This window comes from Sphingobacterium ginsenosidimutans (genome assembly GCF_039536865.1).
Classification (GTDB): domain Bacteria; phylum Bacteroidota; class Bacteroidia; order Sphingobacteriales; family Sphingobacteriaceae; genus Sphingobacterium; species Sphingobacterium detergens.
The window spans coordinates 1,869,633-1,889,412 of the sequence record NZ_BAAAZK010000002.1 but is presented as its reverse complement, the minus strand read 5'-3'; the positions used below and the strand labels follow the sequence as shown (position 1 = coordinate 1,889,412).

General features: G+C 43.4%; 13 protein-coding genes and 1 riboswitch. Of the genes, 9 read left to right on the top strand and 4 right to left on the bottom strand.

Annotated elements, in window-relative coordinates:
- Nucleotides 1-16 precede the first annotated feature (16 nt).
- The 8 genes from ABFX33_RS07810 (at nucleotide 17) to ABFX33_RS07775 (ending at nucleotide 14,810) form a co-directional block, all read left to right on the top strand.
- Nucleotides 17-1,195 carry a DUF4998 domain-containing protein gene (locus ABFX33_RS07810; RefSeq protein ID WP_346085336.1) on the top strand — a complete coding sequence of 393 codons (1,179 nt, stop codon included), beginning with the start codon at nucleotides 17-19 and terminating at the stop codon, nucleotides 1,193-1,195.
- Nucleotides 1,196-1,206: 11 nt separating this feature from the next.
- On the top strand, nucleotides 1,207-3,231 hold the full coding sequence (locus ABFX33_RS07805; protein ID WP_346085335.1) for an alpha-galactosidase: 2,025 nt from the start codon (nucleotides 1,207-1,209) through the stop codon (nucleotides 3,229-3,231).
- Nucleotides 3,232-3,240: 9 nt separating this feature from the next.
- Nucleotides 3,241-4,281: a GntR family transcriptional regulator gene (locus tag ABFX33_RS07800; RefSeq protein ID WP_120259040.1), complete on the top strand. Its 1,041-nt coding sequence runs from the start codon at nucleotides 3,241-3,243 to the stop codon at nucleotides 4,279-4,281.
- Between the two features lie 19 nt (nucleotides 4,282-4,300).
- Nucleotides 4,301-5,896 carry a solute:sodium symporter family transporter gene (locus ABFX33_RS07795; protein ID WP_346085333.1) on the top strand — a complete coding sequence of 532 codons (1,596 nt, stop codon included), beginning with the start codon at nucleotides 4,301-4,303 and terminating at the stop codon, nucleotides 5,894-5,896.
- 21 nt (nucleotides 5,897-5,917) lie between these two features.
- A complete protein-coding gene (locus ABFX33_RS07790; protein WP_257087975.1) occupies nucleotides 5,918-8,158 on the top strand; it encodes a glycoside hydrolase family 95 protein in 2,241 nt (746 codons plus the stop codon).
- A gap of 12 nt (nucleotides 8,159-8,170) precedes the next feature.
- Nucleotides 8,171-10,369 (top strand): alpha-galactosidase, encoded by a 2,199-nt coding sequence (locus ABFX33_RS07785; RefSeq protein WP_346085330.1) that lies wholly within the window; start codon nucleotides 8,171-8,173, stop codon nucleotides 10,367-10,369.
- A gap of 97 nt (nucleotides 10,370-10,466) precedes the next feature.
- Nucleotides 10,467-12,452: a sialate O-acetylesterase gene (locus ABFX33_RS07780; protein ID WP_346085329.1), complete on the top strand. Its 1,986-nt coding sequence runs from the start codon at nucleotides 10,467-10,469 to the stop codon at nucleotides 12,450-12,452.
- A 6-nt stretch (nucleotides 12,453-12,458) separates the two neighbouring features.
- Nucleotides 12,459-14,810 carry a glycoside hydrolase family 95 protein gene (locus ABFX33_RS07775; RefSeq protein WP_346085328.1) on the top strand — a complete coding sequence of 784 codons (2,352 nt, stop codon included), beginning with the start codon at nucleotides 12,459-12,461 and terminating at the stop codon, nucleotides 14,808-14,810.
- A 160-nt stretch (nucleotides 14,811-14,970) separates the two neighbouring features.
- Here ABFX33_RS07775 and ABFX33_RS07770 read toward each other — a convergent pair whose 3' ends face one another.
- Nucleotides 14,971-15,237 (bottom strand): 5-oxoprolinase, encoded by a 267-nt coding sequence (locus tag ABFX33_RS07770; RefSeq protein WP_120259035.1) that lies wholly within the window; start codon nucleotides 15,235-15,237, stop codon nucleotides 14,971-14,973.
- Between the two features lie 67 nt (nucleotides 15,238-15,304).
- Nucleotides 15,305-15,398, bottom strand: a riboswitch (SAM-I-IV-variant riboswitch).
- Between the two features lie 210 nt (nucleotides 15,399-15,608).
- Here ABFX33_RS07770 and ABFX33_RS07765 point away from each other — a divergent pair.
- A complete protein-coding gene (locus ABFX33_RS07765; protein WP_120259034.1) occupies nucleotides 15,609-16,373 on the top strand; it encodes a DUF3050 domain-containing protein in 765 nt (254 codons plus the stop codon).
- Nucleotides 16,374-16,433: 60 nt separating this feature from the next.
- Here ABFX33_RS07765 and ABFX33_RS07760 read toward each other — a convergent pair whose 3' ends face one another.
- The 3 genes from ABFX33_RS07760 to ABFX33_RS07750 form a co-directional block, all read right to left on the bottom strand.
- Nucleotides 16,434-17,903 carry an N-acetylmuramoyl-L-alanine amidase gene (locus tag ABFX33_RS07760; protein ID WP_346085326.1) on the bottom strand — a complete coding sequence of 490 codons (1,470 nt, stop codon included), beginning with the start codon at nucleotides 17,901-17,903 and terminating at the stop codon, nucleotides 16,434-16,436.
- Complete coding sequence (locus ABFX33_RS07755; RefSeq protein WP_120259032.1) at nucleotides 17,896-18,267, bottom strand: BlaI/MecI/CopY family transcriptional regulator; 372 nt, start codon at nucleotides 18,265-18,267, stop codon at nucleotides 17,896-17,898. Before ABFX33_RS07755 ends, ABFX33_RS07760 begins: the two co-directional genes overlap by 8 nt.
- Before the next feature lie 102 nt (nucleotides 18,268-18,369).
- Nucleotides 18,370-19,662 (bottom strand): serine hydrolase domain-containing protein, encoded by a 1,293-nt coding sequence (locus ABFX33_RS07750; protein WP_346085325.1) that lies wholly within the window; start codon nucleotides 19,660-19,662, stop codon nucleotides 18,370-18,372.
- Between the last annotated feature and the right edge of the window lie 118 nt (nucleotides 19,663-19,780).

Sequence of the window (19,780 nt, the reverse complement as noted above, 5' to 3'; positions counted from 1 at the left end):
TAAAAAGAAAATGAAGATGAGAACATATCTATGCATACTGGCCTTGTTCGGCGTTTGTTTATTCGGCGCATGTTCTAAGATGGATGAATTTACCAAATTCACCGATGGACAGGAAATAGTATATCCTGCGAAGCTGGATTCCATCAAAATACGTTCGGGAAAATATCGTGTACAAGTAGATGGCATCTTTCGGGTGAACGCCGGAGTTTCCGAGCTGCGCGTGTATTGGAACAGTAGACAGGATTCCATGAAGTTTCCGGTAAAATTGACTGATGCTATCGATACCGTACATTATGTGATTGAAAATCTACCGGAAGGGCCCATGAATTTCGAAATCCGTACAGTAGATAGCCAAGGAAGATTTTCGGTGCCGACCTTTCTTGTTGGAAATGTTTATGGCGATCGTTATCGTGAAGGACTTTTCCAGCGGACAATATTGGATCAGAATTTTATGGCTGATCAACAATTTCAACTTGCCTTACAGGATGTGACACCGAGTGTGGGATTCTATGCCGTTCGCATGACTTATAAGAATCAAAACAATACAACTACGGATACCGTGGTGCGGACGAAAGAGCTGAATGAGAAAATTAATCTCTTGGACTATCTGCCGAATCAGGAGATTGCTTACCAGACTGTATTTCGGCCTGATAGCAATGCGATTGATACCTTTATGGTGCAGCGCAACAAACTACCGATAAAAAAAGGCGACATCAGTATTTGGTGTCTGAAGAATTACAAAACTCCGTTTACAGCGACGGCTTTCGATGGCAACCGTTGGGGAAATCTGGATCATTGGATAACCAATACGAGCATGAAAAACCACAATGGTTATGGTGGCTTTGGTTCGGATGATGGGGGTGTGGTTAACATTGAAGCCGGATGGGGCGCTCCAGCGATCGTAAATGGTAAAATTGAGCAAAAAGTAACCTTATTTCCTGGTAAATATCGTTTTTTTTGTAACTTATCCTGGACAAATTATGATCAACCGCCAGCAAAACTGGTCGTAAGCAAAGCAAATAGTGGAATTCCAGATCTTGAGCAAATTCAACAGGCAATGGCCCATGCAGACGTAAAATCCGATGGGGTCTATTTTGAAATCAAGGAAAAAGTCACCTTAAATATGGGGATGCTGGTCAATTTTCAACCGGACCATTACATGAAGATTAACGCGTTTCAGATCAATTTACAATAATATCAAACAGAATGAAGATAGCTATTTTCGCGCTATGTTTTATGCTCAGTACGGTAATGTTAACGGCCCAGTCCTTTAAGGTAAAAAAAGGGGGGATAACCTTGGCCTACAACAAGCAGACCGGAACATATTCGCTAAGCAAAGATCAAGTCACTTATTTAAAAGATGCCAGTGCTTATCTAACACTTGCCAATGGACAAAAAATTAGTACAGACAAACTGAAGGATGGCCGTAAAGTGACTGAGACGGTAATTCAGGATAATTTGGGAAAGGGTACACGTTATACCGTTTCTTCCAAGACTACTACTGGAATAACGTTGTTACAGCATTTTTATTTCTATGACAACAGTGATATGGTTATCCTTGAACTGGAAGTCAAAGGAAAAAACCTGTCAAGTAATGAATTGGTTCCGATATGGTCCAATGCGACCATATCATCGCTTGGGAAATCACTTTATCAGGTCGCTGTTCCTTTTGACAATGATACCTTTATCTCCTATGAAAATAAGGCGATTTCTTCGAACAATAAAGTGAGTGCAGAAGTTGCTGTGGTTTACGACAGAGAGCGTAGCCATGGCGTATTGATCGGTTCGTTGGATCAATCGGTCTGGAAATCGGGGATTGATATCAAAGGCGACAATGGACAGTATAACTTGATTGCTGCCAAAGCGGGATTTACCGATGTGGCTATTACACGGGATTCAATGGGCCATGGTTTTGTGAGCGGCAATGTGATCCGTTCGCCGAAATATGCGGTGTCTTATGTAAATGACTGGCGTATGGGATTGGAAAACTATGCTAAAATCCACCGTAAGTTGTCACCGCCCTATGTAAAAAAATGGCAAGGTGCGACCCCTGTGGGTTGGAATAGCTGGGGTGTGATACAAGATAAAATCAATTTTCAGAATGCCACGGCCACAGCCGAATATTTTGCGAAGGATATACCTTATTTCCGTAATGCAGGTGGCGAAGCTTTTATTGATCTGGACTCCTTTTGGGATAATATGACACCAGGCGGAATGTCGGGCGACTATACACAATTGAAGCAGTTTGTTCGCTATTGTGATTCTTTGGGTCTTAAACCCGGTGTTTATTGGGCTCCTTTTACGGACTGGGGCCATGGAAGTGGACCGGACCGCAAGGCAGAGGGAAGCCAATTTACCTTTGGCCAACTTTGGACCAAAACACAAAAAGGCTACCATAATTTAGACGGGGGGCGGGCTTTGGATCCAACACATCCTGGTACACAGGCCCGCATGGATGTGATCTTGGGGAAATTGGTCGACTGTGGGTTTAGAATGATCAAGATCGACTTTCTTTCTCATGCCGCAATCGAATCCACGGGTTTCTATGATAATAAAATTCAGACGGGTATGCAGGCATACGCTGTAGGAATGAAGCATTTGGTCGATGTTTTGCAGGGTAAGATGTTGATCTATGCAGCGATTTCTCCTTCCTTGGCGACAGCACAATTTGCACATATGCGCAGAATTGCCTGCGATGCCTGGAAGACGATCGACCAAACACAGTATACCTTAAACAGTGTCAGCTACGGTTGGTGGCAGACCCATCTCTATGATTTTATTGATGCAGACCACCTGGTCTTTCACGATGAAAGTCCTGAAGTCAATAAAGCAAGATTGCTTTCAGGCGTTGTAACGGGGACCATTATCCTTGGCGATGACTTGTCGAAAAAGGAAAACTGGCAACCTAAGATGAATCAATATCTGCAGGATCCCGAAATTTTAAAGATTATAGCTGATGGTAAGAGCTTCCGTCCGGCAGGATTTGTAGAAGGAAAAGCTGCAAATACCTATTATTACAAAAAGATAGGAACAGATCTGTATGTGGCGGTATTTAATTACAATACCATCCCGGCAGCAATAAACATAGATTTTAAACAGATTGGCCTAACGCCAAACAAAAAATATAAGGCGGTGGACTTGTTTGATAAAACAAATCAAGAGCTTAGCGCTGAAAAATCCATTGCCTTTGAGCAAGCAGGAGCAAAATTATTTAAAATTGCCCTGCTTTAATCACAACGTATGAAGATAAGCAAAGAAGAACATTTTAAAGTATTGATCGATCGGATCAAACGCTTGGAAGCATTGAATACTCTGTCAAAACATGAATGTATTGTACAAGGGGTATTGGACGCCATTGACGCTAATGAGCTGGAGGTACATTCCAGCTTACCTTCTGTCAATAACTTGATCCAATACCTAGGCTATGCACGCGAAACATTTGCCAAGGCTTATCGGGATCTGATTGCCCATGGTGTCGTGGAATCAAAAAACAGAAAGGGATATTTTGTGGTGAGCAACAATACGCAGATGAAACAAAAAGTTGCGGTACTGTTATATGCGTACGATACCTTTCAAGATACATTGGTGAATGAATTGCGGGCCAATCTTCCGGAGGAGGTAACAGTGGATCTCTTTTTCCATCACAACAACATGGAGACTTTTGAAGATATTTTCAATCGTATCCAGGGACGATATACCGTATATATTGTCGCTCCAATTGAAAATAAAGAATCTGAATTGCTGCTACGTTCCATCCCGGCTTCCAAATTATTGATTATTGATCGCTTGGTGGACCTTGGCGAAGACTATTCCTATGTGTCACAGGAATTTGAGGAGGCAACCTATGCTGTATTTCAAGAACTTTACCCAAAGATCAAAAAATATAAAGAAGTGATCTTCTATTTTCGGGAAAATACAGCCGAACCCAATGAAATCAAAGATGCTTTCTTACGCTTTCTAAAAGAGTATAAAGTAAAAGGTCGGATCGAAAAGCAATATCATGTAGGCGACCTAAAAAAAGGAAAGCTCTATTTTACCATTCATAATCCAGAGCTGTACCAAATGCTGAAAGAAGTTTTGCAAAAAGATTGGACTTTGGGGCAGGATCTAGGTATTCTTTCTCATAATGATGATGTCATCAAAGAGATTATTAGTGGCGGTATTACCACCTTTTCGACAAGTTTTGCTCGGATCGGATCGGAGGCGGCCAGGTTTGTGCTGGAAAGAACATTGATCAGGGAAGTTGTACCAACAACATTGGTAGACCGCAACTCCGTATAAAATAGGAAAGGTTTTTACGATGATAGTTTTTAGTTTTTGTCTTTTTACTGGTCTGGTTGCTTTGGGATCCTTATGGAAGTTTAAGACCAATTATTCCAATACATTAAACGGTTTCTTTCTTGCCGGAAAGAGCAACAGTTTTTGGATGGTCGGTTCGGCTTTGCTATTGACCAACCTGAGCGCCAATCAGTTTATAGGTGAAAATGAATCGGTTTATATCAATAATCTTTCGGTGATCGGTTGGGGGGTAAGCTCTGTGGTCGCCATGCTCTTGGTTTCGGAATTTTTGCTGCCCATCTATTTCAAACATGGCTTTCGTACAGTACCGGACTTTTTAGCATTGCGGTTTGACTCCAAAACCAAAATATTGGTCTCTATTCTGATCTTGATCGGGTATATTGTTAACTTATTGCCGCCGGTATTATACGGTGGCGCGCTAAGTCTGACCACAATGTTTGATGTGCCAGGACTGCTGCATATCAGTTATTGGCAGAGTATCTGGCTATTGGTTTGGGCATTGGGTATCATCGGTAGTTTATACAGCATATTGGGGGGATTGAAGCTGATTTCTTTGTCCGACATGGGACTCGGGCTCTGTTTGTTTATACTTGCTGTGCTCATTCCGATTTTCGCGTTTTGGCAGCTGGGTAATGGTGATATCTGGGCTGGTGTATTGCAACTGTTTCACGATAAAAGAGATCACCTCAATGCGGTGGGATCAAAACAGGATGCAGTGCCTTTCTCCACCTTGTTTACAGGGATGTTGCTGATCAATTTCTATTACTGGGGAATGGAACCTTATATTGCGCAACAGGCATTAAGCGCTAAAAATTTAAAAGAAGCACAGAAGGGAATGACTTTGGCTGCCGGTGGAAAACTCCTGATGCCACTATTGATCAATTTGCCTGGTCTCCTGGCGGTACACTTATTACCGCATGTACAGCCTACAGCTTCCGTTTTTCCAAAACTTATTGTACTGATCTTTCCGGATGTGCTGATTGGCTTTTCCTTGGCATTGGTCTTTGGTGCTGCAATGACTACCTATACTGCCGGCCTTCAGAGCTGTGGTAGCTTATTTATTTTTAATATCTACAAGCCTTATTTGGAATATAAGAAAAGAGACCTTAATGAAAAAGAACTGGTCAGAAAAGGGAAACTGTTTGAATTGATCATCTCTATCTCGGCCATGTTTATTGCACCTTTTATTCTCTTTGCTCACGATGGTTTTTATACGTACTTACAAACGGTATCGGGGCTGTTCAATATGCCGATCTTCACCATTATGATCTTGGGGATTCTCTCCCGCCGTGTGACACCAAGGATGGCACAAATTGGCTTGTTCCTGTATATGTTTAGTTATTTTCTGCTGGTGTTTGTATGGAAGACAGAACTACACTATCTGCACCTATTCGCATTACTATTTATCGCTGTTGCGCTGGTCATCTGGAGTGGAAGTAAATTGAGCCAGCCAAACTACCTATCGGTCTATCAATTTGAGTTTTCAGGTCAGGACAAAGGTAGTTATTGGAAGGGGAGGTACGGGGTCGGCACCTTTCTCATTCTATTGATGATTGTCATCTATTTTGTTTTTTCACCATTGGGCATCGCTCAATAAATTGTATAAGTCGCTATGTTAATGCACAGAAAAATTAAATACCTCATCTTTACATGCTTGACCCTTTGCTCAGCCACAACCTATGCACAACGCTATTACCTCTGGGATAATAAGCCCGCTACGGACTGGATGACCGAAGCTTACCCCATCGGAAATGGACGAATTGGCGCCATGATCTTTGCTGGAGTAAATCAAGAACATATTCAATTTAATGAAAATAGCCTATGGACTGGTGATGAACAGGAAACGGGCGCTTATCAGGCTTTCGGTGATCTTTTTGTTCGCTTTGATTCCGATGTTAACAAGTCTTTTACAGCTTATAGCCGGAAATTGAATTTGGATAAGGGGCTGCATGAAACCGCCTATCAGCAGGATGGACAGCAGATCAATCGACGGTATTTTGCCAGTCAGCCGGATCAGGTCATGGTATTTGACTATACAAACAGTAGAAAAGGGAAACTGAATGCCGTAATTGCTCTTCAGGATACACATGGGCAGACCGTACAAGTGGAAGATGGCCATTTGCGATTTCAGGGTAAGCTAGCCAATGGCATGCAGTATGCTGCCCAGGTGAAGGTACAGGTGGTCGGTGGTTCACTTTCCGAAACAAAAGATGAAAAAGGACAGGCTGTCCTTACGGTAAAATCTGCTGATAGAATCGTTCTGCTGCTGAGTGCGGCAACAGATTATGCCAATACGCGGGCAACAAAATGGAAGTCGGCTGAAAATCCAGTACACGCCAATGAACGTTATCTGAACCAAGCGAGAAAATATGACGTAGATAAACTATTGGCAAGGCACGTCGCAGATTATACGGCACTGTTCAACCGGGTGGATCTGGATCTTGACCATAGTCAGTTGGATGGCAAACAGACAACAAAAATGTTGTTGGAAGCGTATAAAAAACAGCCGATCCCGGCGCTAGAAGCCTTGCTCTACCAGTATGGACGCTATCTTTTAATCAGCTCCTCCCGAAAAGGTGGCCTGCCAGCAAATTTACAGGGACTCTGGAACAACAGCAACAATCCGCCATGGCGCTCGGACTACCATTCCAATATCAATGTGCAGATGAACTATTGGCCTGCCGAAGTGGCCAATCTGAGTGAATCGGCCTGGCCTTACCTCGATTATATCAATAGCATGCGCGAGGTAAAGAAAGTAAATACACAAAAGGAATTTCCGGGCGTACGGGGCTGGACCGTAAAGACCGAAAATAATATCTTCGGTGGCGAGAGTTTTCTTTGGAACTCCCCTGGAAGTGCTTGGTATGCGCAGGCCCTGTGGGAACATTATGCCTTTAATAAGGATGGGAAGTATCTACGCGAGTTTGCATATCCAATTTTAAAAGAAGTAAGTGAATTTTGGGATGATCGTCTGGTACGAAGACCGGACGGAACTGTGGTGGCACCACAGGGTTGGTCGCCAGAACATGGCCCCACGGAGGATGCCGTGAGCTATGACCATCAGATTATTTACGATCTCTTTAACAACTACATCCAGGCAAGCACAGTTTTAAATATTGACGCTGACTATCGTAAACATATTACGGCACTTCGCGATGCATTGCTCAAACCCAAGATTGGTCAATGGGGGCAGTTGCAGGAATGGGAAACCGATCGTGATGATCCACAGGACAAACATCGCCATGTATCGCATTTGTTTGGCCTATATCCCGGCAATCAATTCTCGGTTTTGAAAACACCGGAACTTGCCAAGGCTGCACGAGTCACCCTGACCGCACGTGGCGACGAATCTACCGGTTGGTCCATGGCCTGGAAGGTTGCCTTCTGGGCGAGATTACAGGATGGAAATCATGCCTATAAGATTTTAACGAATTTCATTAACCTCGTCGGCGGAGAGGGCATCGATTATAACAATGGAGGCGGAGTGTATGCCAACTTGCTCTGTGCGCATCCACCCTTTCAGATTGATGGCAACCTCGGTTATGTGGCTGCCCTGAGTGAAATGTTGCTACAATCGCAAACTGATGTTCTGGAATTACTTCCTGCCTTGCCCGATCGTTGGTCTGCCGGGACAGTCAAAGGACTCAAAGCCCGGGGCAATGTACAGCTAGATAAGATGGAATGGAATAACAGAAGTATTACGCAGCTCGTCCTTTCTTCGCCGAAGGATCAAACAATTCAGGTATTAAGTCCTTCCAGATTAGAAGGTCTTGCATTGCAAGAGCAAGTCAATGGCAAATACCTTTACAAGATTCAACTGAAAGCAAACAAAATAGTCAAGTTCGTTAACAAATCCTAAATCTATTTATATATGCCAACCCATCATTTTAAACATGTTGTACTCGGGCTCTTGATGACTCAAGGGCTTGTCCATCTGGATGTGCAGGCGCAGTCCAAACAGATTCCCATTGAAACCAGATCAAATGCACTTGTATTGGAGTACGATTCCACGAAAACACTGAAAATGCTCTATTACGGTGAAAAATTGAGTGATTCAAAAGAGTATGCGACCATTGCAAGCGGTTATAGACAATTGACAGACTATAGTGGCCTATCCAATGCGGCTTATACCCCTTCAGGTTCAAAAAATCTACTGGAACCTGCCATTAGTCTTGTCCATGCCGATGGTAATCGCTCCCTGGACTTGCGCTATGAAAAGCATGCGGTGAAAGACCTGGATGCCAATGTTAAACAGCTTGATATCACGCTGAAAGATCCAGTATATGATATTTACGTCGTGTTACACTACAAATCATTTTCGAATGAAAATATCATTGAGCAGTGGGCAACTATCCAGAATAAAGAAAAAAAAGTTGTTACCCTCGAAAAGTTTGCTTCGGCCAACCTGACCCTGCGCTCAAAAGCGTATTGGTTGCGGCAGTATCATGGCGACTGGGCAAAAGAAATGCAGGTGGAGGAGACCCCATTGACGCACGGCATCAAAGTGTTGGACAGTAAACTCGGAACACGCGCAAACTTATTCCAACCGCCTTCCTTTATGGTGTCATTGGGCAAGGCGGCATCCGAAGATGAAGGAACCGTCCTGATGGCAAGCCTTGGGTATAGCGGAAATTTTAAGGTGGATTTTGAAGTCGACTACCTCAATAACTTACGTATTATCGCCGGAATAAATAATTATGCTTCCAATGTGAAACTGGCCAGCAACCAAGAGTTTACAACGCCCAAATTGATTTATACCTTATCGACGAAGGGAAAAGGAGAGGCTTCCCGGAACTTGCACAACTGGGCTCGTAAATATCAGTTGTTGGATGGAAATGGCGAACGCCTGACTTTACTTAATAATTGGGAGGCGACCTACTTTGATTTTAATGAGCAAAAATTGAAAGGACTGCTTCAGGATACCAAGAAACTAGGAGTAGACCTTTTTTTATTGGATGATGGCTGGTTTGGAAATAAATATCCGCGTAATAGTGATCACTCGAGCTTGGGAGATTGGCAACCTAACCGCACAAAATTGCCCAATGGTATTGCGACGCTTGTGGAAGAAGCGACTAAACAAGGTGTTAAATTTGGTATCTGGGTAGAACCCGAAATGGTCAGCCCCAAATCCGAACTCTACGAGCAACATCCGGATTGGGTCGTTAAACAGCCGCAGCGGGAAGAACATTACTTCCGCAATCAGCTAATCCTGGATCTGACAAATCCCAAGGTGCAGGATTTTGTTTTTCATATCTTGGACGATCTGTTTACCAAAAATCCGGCATTGGCATACATCAAATGGGACTGTAATGCGGTGATATACAATGCGCATTCCGCATTTCTGAAAGATCAGGGCGCCTTTTATATTTCGTATGTCGAAGGCCTTTATAAGGTGTTGGAACGTATTCGTGCGAAGTATCCAAAGGTGCCGATGATGTTATGTTCGGGTGGCGGTGGCCGCGTGGACTATGCAGCGCTTCGGTACTTTACCGAATTCTGGCCTTCGGATAATACAGATCCCCTGGAACGTATTTTTATGCAGTACGAATATTCGTACTTTTTTCCGGCAATTAGTACCTCAAACCATGTGACAGACTGGGGAAAACAGTCCCTCAAATTCCGTACGGATGTAGCCATGATGGGCAAACTGGGTTTTGATATTGTGGTGAGTCACCTGAATGAGCAGGATCTGTTATTCTCCCAGCAGGCGGTAAAGAATTACGAGGCGCTTAAAGCAACAATCTGGCATGGGGATCAGTATCGTTTGGCCGATCCGCGTGAAGGTGACTTTGCCGCCCTGAGTTATGTGAATAGCAAAAAAACAGAAGCTGTCATCTTCAACTATCTGGTCAATAACCGTTATGGCATAGGTTCAACGGATCCAGTGCGTTTAAAAGGACTAGATGCCCAAAAACAATACCGGGTGGAGGAGATCAACTTGTATCCGGGAACCAAGTCGAGCTTAGGCCAGGGACAAACCTATTCGGGCGATTACCTGATGAAAGTCGGCGTGAATCCTGATCTGAATAGCAACCGTACCAGCGTTTTGCTGAAGATCTCGGCACTTTAAAAAAATAACTGTGGCACATCCGAAGCTCCGATTCCAACAGTCTGGACTTCGGATGCGCCAAATTTATAAACCCAATTGAGCAATAAACTCAAAAATCATGATAAAACCTAAACAGTATAAGAGGACTCTTCTGGCCCTGCTACTCAGCGTTGCCAGTGGATTTTCTACCCTACAGGCCAAAGTACAGCTGCCTGCCTTTATTGGCGATAATATGGTACTGCAGCAGAAAGAAAAGGTCAAGATCTGGGGAACCAGTACCGCAGTAGGCAAGGAACTTAGCGTAAACAGCAGCTGGAATAACAAAAACTATCAGGTAGAAGTCGATCAACAGGGGAGATGGCAAGTCTTCTTGGAGACACCGAAATACGGTGGACCCTACCAAATTACAATCAATGATGGGGATCAATTGATCCTAAATAATATTTTGATCGGTGAAGTCTGGTTCTGTTCGGGGCAATCAAATATGGAAATGCCCCTGGCGGGTTGGGGTAAGATCAATAACTTCGGGCAGGAAATCAAAGCAGCCAACTTCCCCAATATTCGCATTTTGCAGATTCCAAAAGCAACGGCCAATCAACCTAGTACAGCAGTTAAGGTTGAGTCTGGTGGATGGAATCCTGTAACGCCACAAAGTATTCCAGAGTTTTCGGCGACGGCCTATTTTTTTGCACGTGAGATCTACGAGAAAACAGGAATCCCCATCGGTTTGATCCATTCTTCCTGGGGCGGAACAATTATTGAAGCCTGGATGAGCCGAGAGGCACTTACACCGTTTTCAATCTATACGGCGGCCATCGAAAAAATCCAACGCCCAGATGCACAGGAAGTCTATGCGAAGGATTTGGCAGAATGGAATCGCGTCGCCGAACAGCAGGATCAGGTGAAGACAGCAACGCAGGGCGAGTGGTTTGCGCCACAATTGGATAAAAGTACCTGGTCTACGATTACAATTCCCAGCTTTTTTGACCAAAACCTGTTTCCGGGTATGGACGGTGTCGTTTATTTTGGCAAAGACGTTGCGCTGCCGGCACATTGGCAGGGTAAACCCCTCAAGTTGATTTTGGGAGCGATAGACGATAATGATATCACCTATGTCAATGGCACAAAGGTGGGCGAAACTGTCGGTTACAACCAGATTCGGAAATATACTGTGCCTGCAGCGGCAAACAATGGTGGCCTGTTGCATATTGCCGTTCGGGTATTTGATGGCGCTGGAGACGGAGGAATATATGGCGGTACAGAACAGCCACGACTGGAAGGACCGAATGGGGAGCAGATTTCTCTCGTTGGAGACTGGAAATGCAAAGTAGGTTATGATCTGACTAAGCTGCCCGCAAAGCCTAACGCGATGGAGGGCCCCAATAGACCGACTGTACTCTACAATGCTATGGTTAAACCTTTTGTGGATCTTAAAATAAAAGGAGCTATTTGGTATCAGGGAGAAAGTAATGCTGATTCAAAAGATGCACCTTACGAGCAACTGTTGCCAGCGCTGATTCAGGGCTGGCGCCAACAGTGGAACAACGAAAAGATGCCTTTTTATTTTGTGCAATTGGCAAATTATAAGGAGAAGAAGTCGGCACCGCAATCTTCTTCCTGGGCGAGATTACGAGAGGCGCAGCGGCAAACGCTCAAACTGCCTTACACAGGTATGGCTGTTATTGCTGATATCGGTGATGTAGTGGATATTCATCCAAAAAATAAACAGGATGTCGGTAGAAGGCTAGGCTGGATTGCAACAGCGCAGCTTTATGGAAAGAAGATCCCTTATTCGGGGCCTGTTCTCGAACATTGGATCACAAAGGGAACAGAGATGCAGCTCAGCTTTAACCCCATGGGCAAAAAACTGGTGTTGAAAGATGCGGATAAACTGAAAGGTAGTTTTACCATTGCTGGCGCAGATCAGGTCTTTTACCCCGCTGAGGTCAAACAGGTGGGAAATAAGCTGATCGTATCTGCCAAAGAAGTGCTGTCGCCGGTGGCAGTGCGTTACGGCTGGGCCGATAACCCGGACCTGACTTTGTATAATGATGCTGGGATCGCCGGATCTCCTTTTCGGACAGATGACTGGACAAAAAACTAAGGGGACATGAATAGATCATCAAAAATAAACCTTCGGAAAGGTAAGTTACTTTACACGCTAATGGTTTTCTTTTTTTCGGGCAAGTTATTTGGGCAGGAGCAGGGGAGCAAACTCTGGTATCAGCAGCCGGCAAAGCAATGGGAGGAGACCTTGCCCCTAGGTAACGGAAAGATCGGTATGATGCCCGACGGTGGCTTAATAAATGAACATATTGTACTCAACGATATTACACTATGGTCGGGAAGCCCTCAGGATGCCAATAATTATGAAGCCAGTAGGTACTTGGATAGCATTCGAAACCTGATCAAAAACGGGAAAAATGACCTCGCTCAGGGATTGATTGACCAACATTTCATCTGCAAAGGCCCGGGATCGGGTGGTAAGCAATGGGGCTGTTATCAAGTTCTTGGCAATTTGACGCTTGCATTTGATGGAAAAACAGCTCTTGCTGCGGTACAAAACTATCGCCGCGAGCTGGATATTGAAAAGGCTCTGGTAAAAACGAGCTATGAGCTCAAAGGCGTAAAATATAACCGGGAATATTGGACAAGCTTTGCAGACGATGTGGGTATTATTCGTCTACAGAGTAGCAAAAAAGGGCAGATAAACCTAGCAATCAAGATCGACCGTCCCGAAAGGGCGACTGCTACGACCAAAGATGGCGAGCTCATTTTGATGGGACAATTGGATAATGGTGTGGACGGTAAAGGTATGCAGTTTAAAACACGTGTCCGGGCGCAAGTTAAAGGTGGAAAACAGCTTGTACAAGGGCAATCTATTGTCATTCAACAGGCTGACGAAGTACTGATTTATGTGGCGACAGATACCGATTTTAAAGGCAAGGATTTTGAGCGTACAACAACCGAAACTTTAACAAAGGCTTTAAAAAAATCCTATGCCAAGCTATATGCCGAACATCTACAAAACTATTCAACAAAGTTCAACCGTTTGTCGCTCAGTCTTGGCCGCTCGAAAGATAATTTACCGACCGACCAACGTTTGCTGGCTTTCGGTAAAGAACCGGATCAGGATCCGGGGCTGGCAGCCTTATTTTATCAGTATGGTCGCTACCTTAGTATTAGCAGTACGCGTTTAGGTCTGCTGCCACCGAATTTACAAGGGCTATGGGCAAATCAGATTCAGACACCCTGGAATGGGGATTATCACCTGGATATCAATGTGCAAATGAACCATTGGCACCTGGGAGCGGCCAATTTGGGTGAACTCAATGAACCGTTGGTGAGTCTTGTGGAAGGCCTTATGGCGCCAGGAGCAAAGACCGCGAAAGCGTACTATAACGCACCGGGCTGGGTGGCTCATGTGATCACCAACGTGTGGGGCTATACCGAGCCGGGGGAATCCGCTTCTTGGGGCATTGCCAATGCAGGCTCGGGCTGGCTGTGCAATAATCTGTGGGAACATTACCTTTATAGCGAAGATATGGACTATCTGCGACGGATATACCCAATACTCTATGGCGCGGCACAGTTTTACGCCAGCGCCCTGACTGAATACCCCGGTAAAGGTTGGTTGTTGACTTCGCCATCGGTATCTCCCGAAAATTCCTTTAAGCTTCCTAATGGCCACCAGGCAAACGTCACGATGGGACCAACGATAGATAATCAGATCGTACGCGAATTATTTGAAAATGTCATCCATGCGGCAGCATTATTAGGCAAACAATCGGATCCTTTTTTAACGAATGTTTCAGCGCAATTGAAACGCTTAGCACCGGCAGTGCAGCTAGCCAAAGATGGCCGTATCATGGAATGGATCGAAGATTATGAAGAAGTTGATCCGCAGCATCGGCATATCTCGCATTTGTATGGTTTGTATCCAGGCTATCTGATCCGTTATGACGAACATCCAGACTGGCAGCTAGCCGCTAAAAAGAGTCTGAATGTACGAGGAGATGATGGGCCGAGCTGGGCCATTGCCCATAAACTACTGTTTTGGACCAGATTGCATGAAGGCGAGCGTGCCTATAAATTATTTCGGCAGCTGATGACACCACGTGTCGATACACATATCAATTATGGCGCTGGGGGCGGTGTTTATGCAAATTTGTTAACTGCCGGGCCACCTTTCCAGATTGATGGTAATTTTGGTGGAGCAGCTGGTATCGCTGAGATGCTGGTGCAGTCGCATAAGGACAGTGTGTATCTCCTGCCAGCAATCCCTGAAGCCTGGAAAAAAGAAGGTCAGGTCAGGGGAATGCGCATCAAAGGAAATCATACCATAGACATGGAATGGAAAGATGGTAAAATACTGAATTATCAGATTTATTCACCCAAATCACAACAACTTCAGGTATGTATAGATCATAACTGGGTCGCCTATCATACAAAAGAAAAATAAAAGGATCCCTAGTCTGCAATTTTTGCAGGCCGGGGATCCTTTTGTCTTAAAAATCTCATTGCATAAACATGTGTTATTCACAATTACATGTAAATATGAAAAACAGAAAAGACAAGACGGTAGTCGGTGCTTTTACGCTGAAAGTGCTATGACTGCTGTCTTAAGATTGCAATGGAATCAATACATTGTGTTCCAAACGTACAGGGACATGCTTCACTGAGGTAAAACCGTCTTCCTTGGAAATGATGTTGGATAGATCCAGTCCTCTTTTGGAGAAAGTACTGAGCAGCGCTGTCCGAAAGGTCGCTTTGGCCGAGCCCCAACCCTGTCCCAAGATTGTATCGTTATTGAGCTGTATTAGTTCGTCTGTGGAATAGTAGCTGAATTTTTCCAGTAAGTGTTGGTAAAGATTTGTTGTTGTAGCCATACAATTTAAAAATTTAAAGGATTAAACCATAAACTGTATCCAGATCTTGTTGGGGAAAATAACCGTTGTATAACGTTTATTTTGGTCGAAACCCGTATTAATTTACCACCGCGGTGTCTACACTCGGTTGGTATTGCATCATGCAATTCTGAATACTCTACAAATATAGTAGATTATTTTTTAATATTAAAAATATTTTTGTTTTTTTGGTAATTGGGTGTGGATAAGAAGACTAAGGCCGGCAAAAGTGAGTTTGGGTTTTTGGCTGTGGTTTGGTTATGAAGTGGATAGCTTGCCCGATAATTTATCATGTTACTGTAATCTCGTCGAAAATACTTTAAAAAACAGAGATAAGACAATACTTTTGCGGCATGAATAGAATTGCGGAAATTAACGAATACATTGCTGCCGAACGCGAGGTATTATTGCAACACTCCTTGTATCCTAAAATCAAAACGATCAAGAATCTACGTTCTTTTACCGAAGGGCATGTGTACGCTGTATGGGATTTTATGTCTTTATTAAAAGCTTTGCAGATTAAATTGACCTGTACAACTTTGCCTTGGTTTGCAAGTGAGCATCCTTCGACACGCTATCTGATTAACGAAATTGTATTAGCGGAAGAATCCGACGAATATATTGATGGTCGCCGTTTGAGCCATTTTGAAATGTATCTGGACGCAATGAGTGAAATGGGGGCAGACCTGCACCTGGTTAACAAGTTTATCGTGAACGCCAAGAAATCCAAAAGTATTTTTGATGCCATTGCATTGACAACCTTGGATAAAAGGATCAAAGATTTTCTGAATTTTACTTTCGAATTGATCGAAGAGGGGGAGGTACATAAAATTGCTGCCGCTTTCACATTTGGTCGTGAGGATCTTATCCCGGGTATGTTTACCTCCATTTTGCAGGAGCTGAAAACCAACTTCCCTGAATCGAGCTTAGATAATTTTATCTACTATTTCCAACGTCATATTGATTTGGACGGTGATGAGCATGGCCCTTTGGCAATGCAGATGATCAGCGATCTGGCCAAAGAGGATGATGAGAAGTGGGAAGAAATGAAAATAGTCAGTAAAGAGGCGCTTCAAAAGCGCATTGAACTCTGGAACGCAATAGAAGATTCCCTATAGGGAATCTTCTATTGTTTGGCTTCTTTGTAAAAAGAATTGATCTGATAATTTTACGGAAAACTATTCCGACAGAGACCTTTTTAGGGCTTGGGTAAAAGCGCTGATAAATTGTGGATCCAATGTGTTGGAAAAGGTATTCATATTCCCTAAGCTAACAATGAGCGCTGGTATTTTTGCTCCCCGTAAGATCGCATGATTATGGCTTTCAACCGGTTTCTGCGTGCTTAATCCTTGATTTTTTAAATTTTGTGTGAGACGGAACGCAAGTTCTCGGCTTTGATCCTGTATCTTGGGTAGTTCAACAGCTTTTGGATACCGTAGGCCGATTGGCTGCTTGGCGTTTGAAGGATCAATGTCAAAATGAATTGAAATTAATGCGTCACCAGTAAAGGCCGCACGGTCTTTAAGCATCATAAATTCGTCTTTCGAATGGGTCAATACAACCTGAAAACCTTCTTTTTCAAGTTCATTTTGAATCATCTTACAAGCCTGTAAAGTGAGATCTTTCTCTTTGAGGCCCCTGCTGTTGGTGGCACCACTATCTTTGCCACCATGTCCCGGATCCAGAACAATGGTCTTTGCGCTATTTTTGACAGCGCTAGTAGTGGAGATCTTTTCTTTCGGAGGATCAATAAAAGAAAAAGAGACAATTAACACGAATATACAAGGAACAAACAGCAGATACTGATAACCTTTCGTGCGTGGTGATAGATTTCGCATCAACCTGTCGATGCGTTCTACCAGTTCATTTTGGTTTTTTAAAATTCTACTTTGCATATAATCTAATTGTTGATTTTGTTGTGTCATATTCAGCAGGAAGCTCGCATAATTGGTCTTTCCATAGTATTCAGCCACCGCTATATCGACCTGAAATTCATGTAGGCGATGCAGTTCTTTCCGAACCCAATAAATGGCGGGGTTTATCCAGAAGATGCAGCACATCAGCTCGATGTATAATTTGTCCCAGGCATGTCCTTTTAAAATATGCTGTGCCTCGTGGGCAAAGATGAGCTTGCCTTCGGGACTTTCAAGTGCGCTTTTATCCATAACGATATAATGAAAGATCGAACAATTATTGAAGCGATTAAACGGCGGGATTACTTTAATTCCCTGATGCTCCTGAAAATCCATCTTCTTTAAACAGCATACGAGCTTTAAGCTGCGATAAACTAATCGTGTCAGAAAGAAGATGGCGATCAATAAGTAAGCATAGGCGAGTATTTTTTTAAACTCCATTCGGTCCCATAGATTGAGCTGTTCTTCGGGTTCGATCAAAAAAGGGACATTGGAATAACCCAACTGCTCTTGCGACTGTATTTCCTGATTTGAATTTGTTTTGGAATCGATTAATTTGACATAATCGGTCTTAAATTTAAGAAGAGGAACCAGCGCACAAAAGCTCACCAACGCAATAAGCAAAAGCCGGTTCCAACGAAAAAATGAAAGCTGCCGAAAAGCCAGGACAAAGAGCGAGACTAAAATAAGTAAACTGATATTGGCCTCTATGCTATAGGAAAATAGGTTATTCATCTTCTTTACTTTTATTGATAATTTCCTTGATTTTCTCGATGTCTGTTTCGCTGATTTTTTGTTCCTTGACAATGAATGATACCAGATTTTCGACAGAATCATCAAAATACTTGTTCATGACACGCGAAAAGAAAAACTTTCGGTATTGCATCTTGGAGATCAGCGGATAATATTGGTAAGTCTTTCCATAGGAATTGAAACCCACATACCCTTTTTTCTCTAAAATCCGTACAATGGATGATATGGTATTATAAGGCGTTGTTTGTGTCGGATCCATATATTCAATAATATCTTTGACAAAAGCCTGCTTTAATTTCCATACAGCATGCATAACTTCTTCTTCTTTTTTTGTTAATTCTTCCATAGTTATAAAGCTATAACTTATTTTTCAGTTAATCAACTTATTTTTCAGTTTTAAAACTGAAAAATAAGTTGATTAACTATAATGTATTGATTATTAGTGGTTTCATTTTTTTAATAGGTAGTCGGCCACCGCCTGATAAGCGGGTAGGGAGTATCCATCGTTGGCTGAATTAGATGCCAGGGGATGAGAGGCAAATCGGACGATAACCATTTCTGCTTTGGGATCGATATAGACGGTCTGTCCATGGACGCCACGTGCACAGAAGGCTCCATCGGCATTATGGCTTACCCACCACATGTTTTTATAACTCCACTGCTTTAGATTGGTATAACCGGCTTTTGCGAAAGCAGCCTGGCTTCCGCCAGAGCGGATGGATTCAATTACTTCCTTCGCGAGGATCTGTTTTCCGTTAAAATAACCCTTATTGCGCACCATCTCACCAAACATGGCCATGTCGCGGAGGTTGGTCGTGAGTCCTCCGCCCGCAAAGCATATTCCAGCACCATCAATCAGATAGTAGGCATCAAAATTGGTTCCCAAGGGCTGCCAAATTTTTTCGGAAAGGACTTGTGACAAGGGCTTGTTTAATACCCGAGAAATTATCCAGCCCATAACGTCTGTATTGACTGTTTTATAGCCGAATGCGTCACCATGTTGACCTTTTTTCTTAACCGTCTTTAAGTAATCAAAGTAGTTTGCCGGTTCATCAGGACTTCGTTGGAAGTGGAAGGGATCTCCTGCTCTGGAGAAGGCCCATATTTCTGCTTTGGGGTCAGCATAGTCCTCACTGAACTCCAGGCCTGTTGTCATGTCCAGTACCTGACGTATTGTTGCATCGCCAAAGGCGGAATGTGCAAGTTCGGGAATGTAATCCCGGCAGTATTTGTTTTCATCCAAAACGCCTTCAGCAATCAGTTGAGCAGCTAGCGTGCCGGTTAATGTTTTGCTGACGGACATAGCAGCATGCCTGCCATTCTGGGTCAATGCACCAAAATATTTTTCGTAGATAATACGCCCTTTATGAAGAATAAGGATACCATCAGTATAATTTTTTAAAAGAGATTCCGCCCAACTGATAGACTTTTCATCTCCAAGAGGTTGAAAACTCAAAGCATCAATGGCGGAATCCTCAGCAGTGGAAAAAGAATAACGGTTGATGGGGTCGGAAGGGACGACTTTCGACGGAAAGAATTCACGCATATGGCAAACACTGTAACGCAATGCCGGAAACTTAAAAAATGTACCGTCCAATGCTGAAATAATTCGATCCTGTGGTGGCGGAAATCCCGTCATCCATCCCAGTTTGCTGGGATCAGAATCCACTGCGGATGGAAATTCTTGTGCCTGGCTCATTTGTATCAGAAGTAATGGAAGTAATAAGATAGCTTTTTTCATAATCAATCATAATCAATTTGGCATGTAAAAGATATAAGCGCGATAGCTACTGTGAATAGTATATAGGTATAATAAGCAAAGCGATCTTATTGTTTTCTTTCTTGCCTCTATTTTTGGC

Excerpts from the sequence above, each read along its gene's own strand:
- ABFX33_RS07810 (WP_346085336.1), top strand. The coding sequence starts at position 17 with ATGAGAACATATCTATGCATACTGGCCTTGTTCGGCGTTTGTTTATTC.
- ABFX33_RS07805 (WP_346085335.1), top strand. The coding sequence starts at position 1,207 with ATGAAGATAGCTATTTTCGCGCTATGTTTTATGCTCAGTACGGTAATG.
- ABFX33_RS07800 (WP_120259040.1), top strand. The coding sequence starts at position 3,241 with ATGAAGATAAGCAAAGAAGAACATTTTAAAGTATTGATCGATCGGATC.
- ABFX33_RS07795 (WP_346085333.1), top strand. The coding sequence starts at position 4,301 with ATGATAGTTTTTAGTTTTTGTCTTTTTACTGGTCTGGTTGCTTTGGGA.
- ABFX33_RS07790 (WP_257087975.1), top strand. The coding sequence starts at position 5,918 with ATGCACAGAAAAATTAAATACCTCATCTTTACATGCTTGACCCTTTGC.
- ABFX33_RS07785 (WP_346085330.1), top strand. The coding sequence starts at position 8,171 with ATGCCAACCCATCATTTTAAACATGTTGTACTCGGGCTCTTGATGACT.
- ABFX33_RS07780 (WP_346085329.1), top strand. The coding sequence starts at position 10,467 with ATGATAAAACCTAAACAGTATAAGAGGACTCTTCTGGCCCTGCTACTC.
- ABFX33_RS07775 (WP_346085328.1), top strand. The coding sequence starts at position 12,459 with ATGAATAGATCATCAAAAATAAACCTTCGGAAAGGTAAGTTACTTTAC.
- ABFX33_RS07770 (WP_120259035.1), bottom strand. The coding sequence starts at position 15,237 with ATGGCTACAACAACAAATCTTTACCAACACTTACTGGAAAAATTCAGC.
- ABFX33_RS07765 (WP_120259034.1), top strand. The coding sequence starts at position 15,609 with ATGAATAGAATTGCGGAAATTAACGAATACATTGCTGCCGAACGCGAG.
- ABFX33_RS07760 (WP_346085326.1), bottom strand. The coding sequence starts at position 17,903 with ATGAATAACCTATTTTCCTATAGCATAGAGGCCAATATCAGTTTACTT.
- ABFX33_RS07755 (WP_120259032.1), bottom strand. The coding sequence starts at position 18,267 with ATGGAAGAATTAACAAAAAAAGAAGAAGAAGTTATGCATGCTGTATGG.
- ABFX33_RS07750 (WP_346085325.1), bottom strand. The coding sequence starts at position 19,662 with ATGAAAAAAGCTATCTTATTACTTCCATTACTTCTGATACAAATGAGC.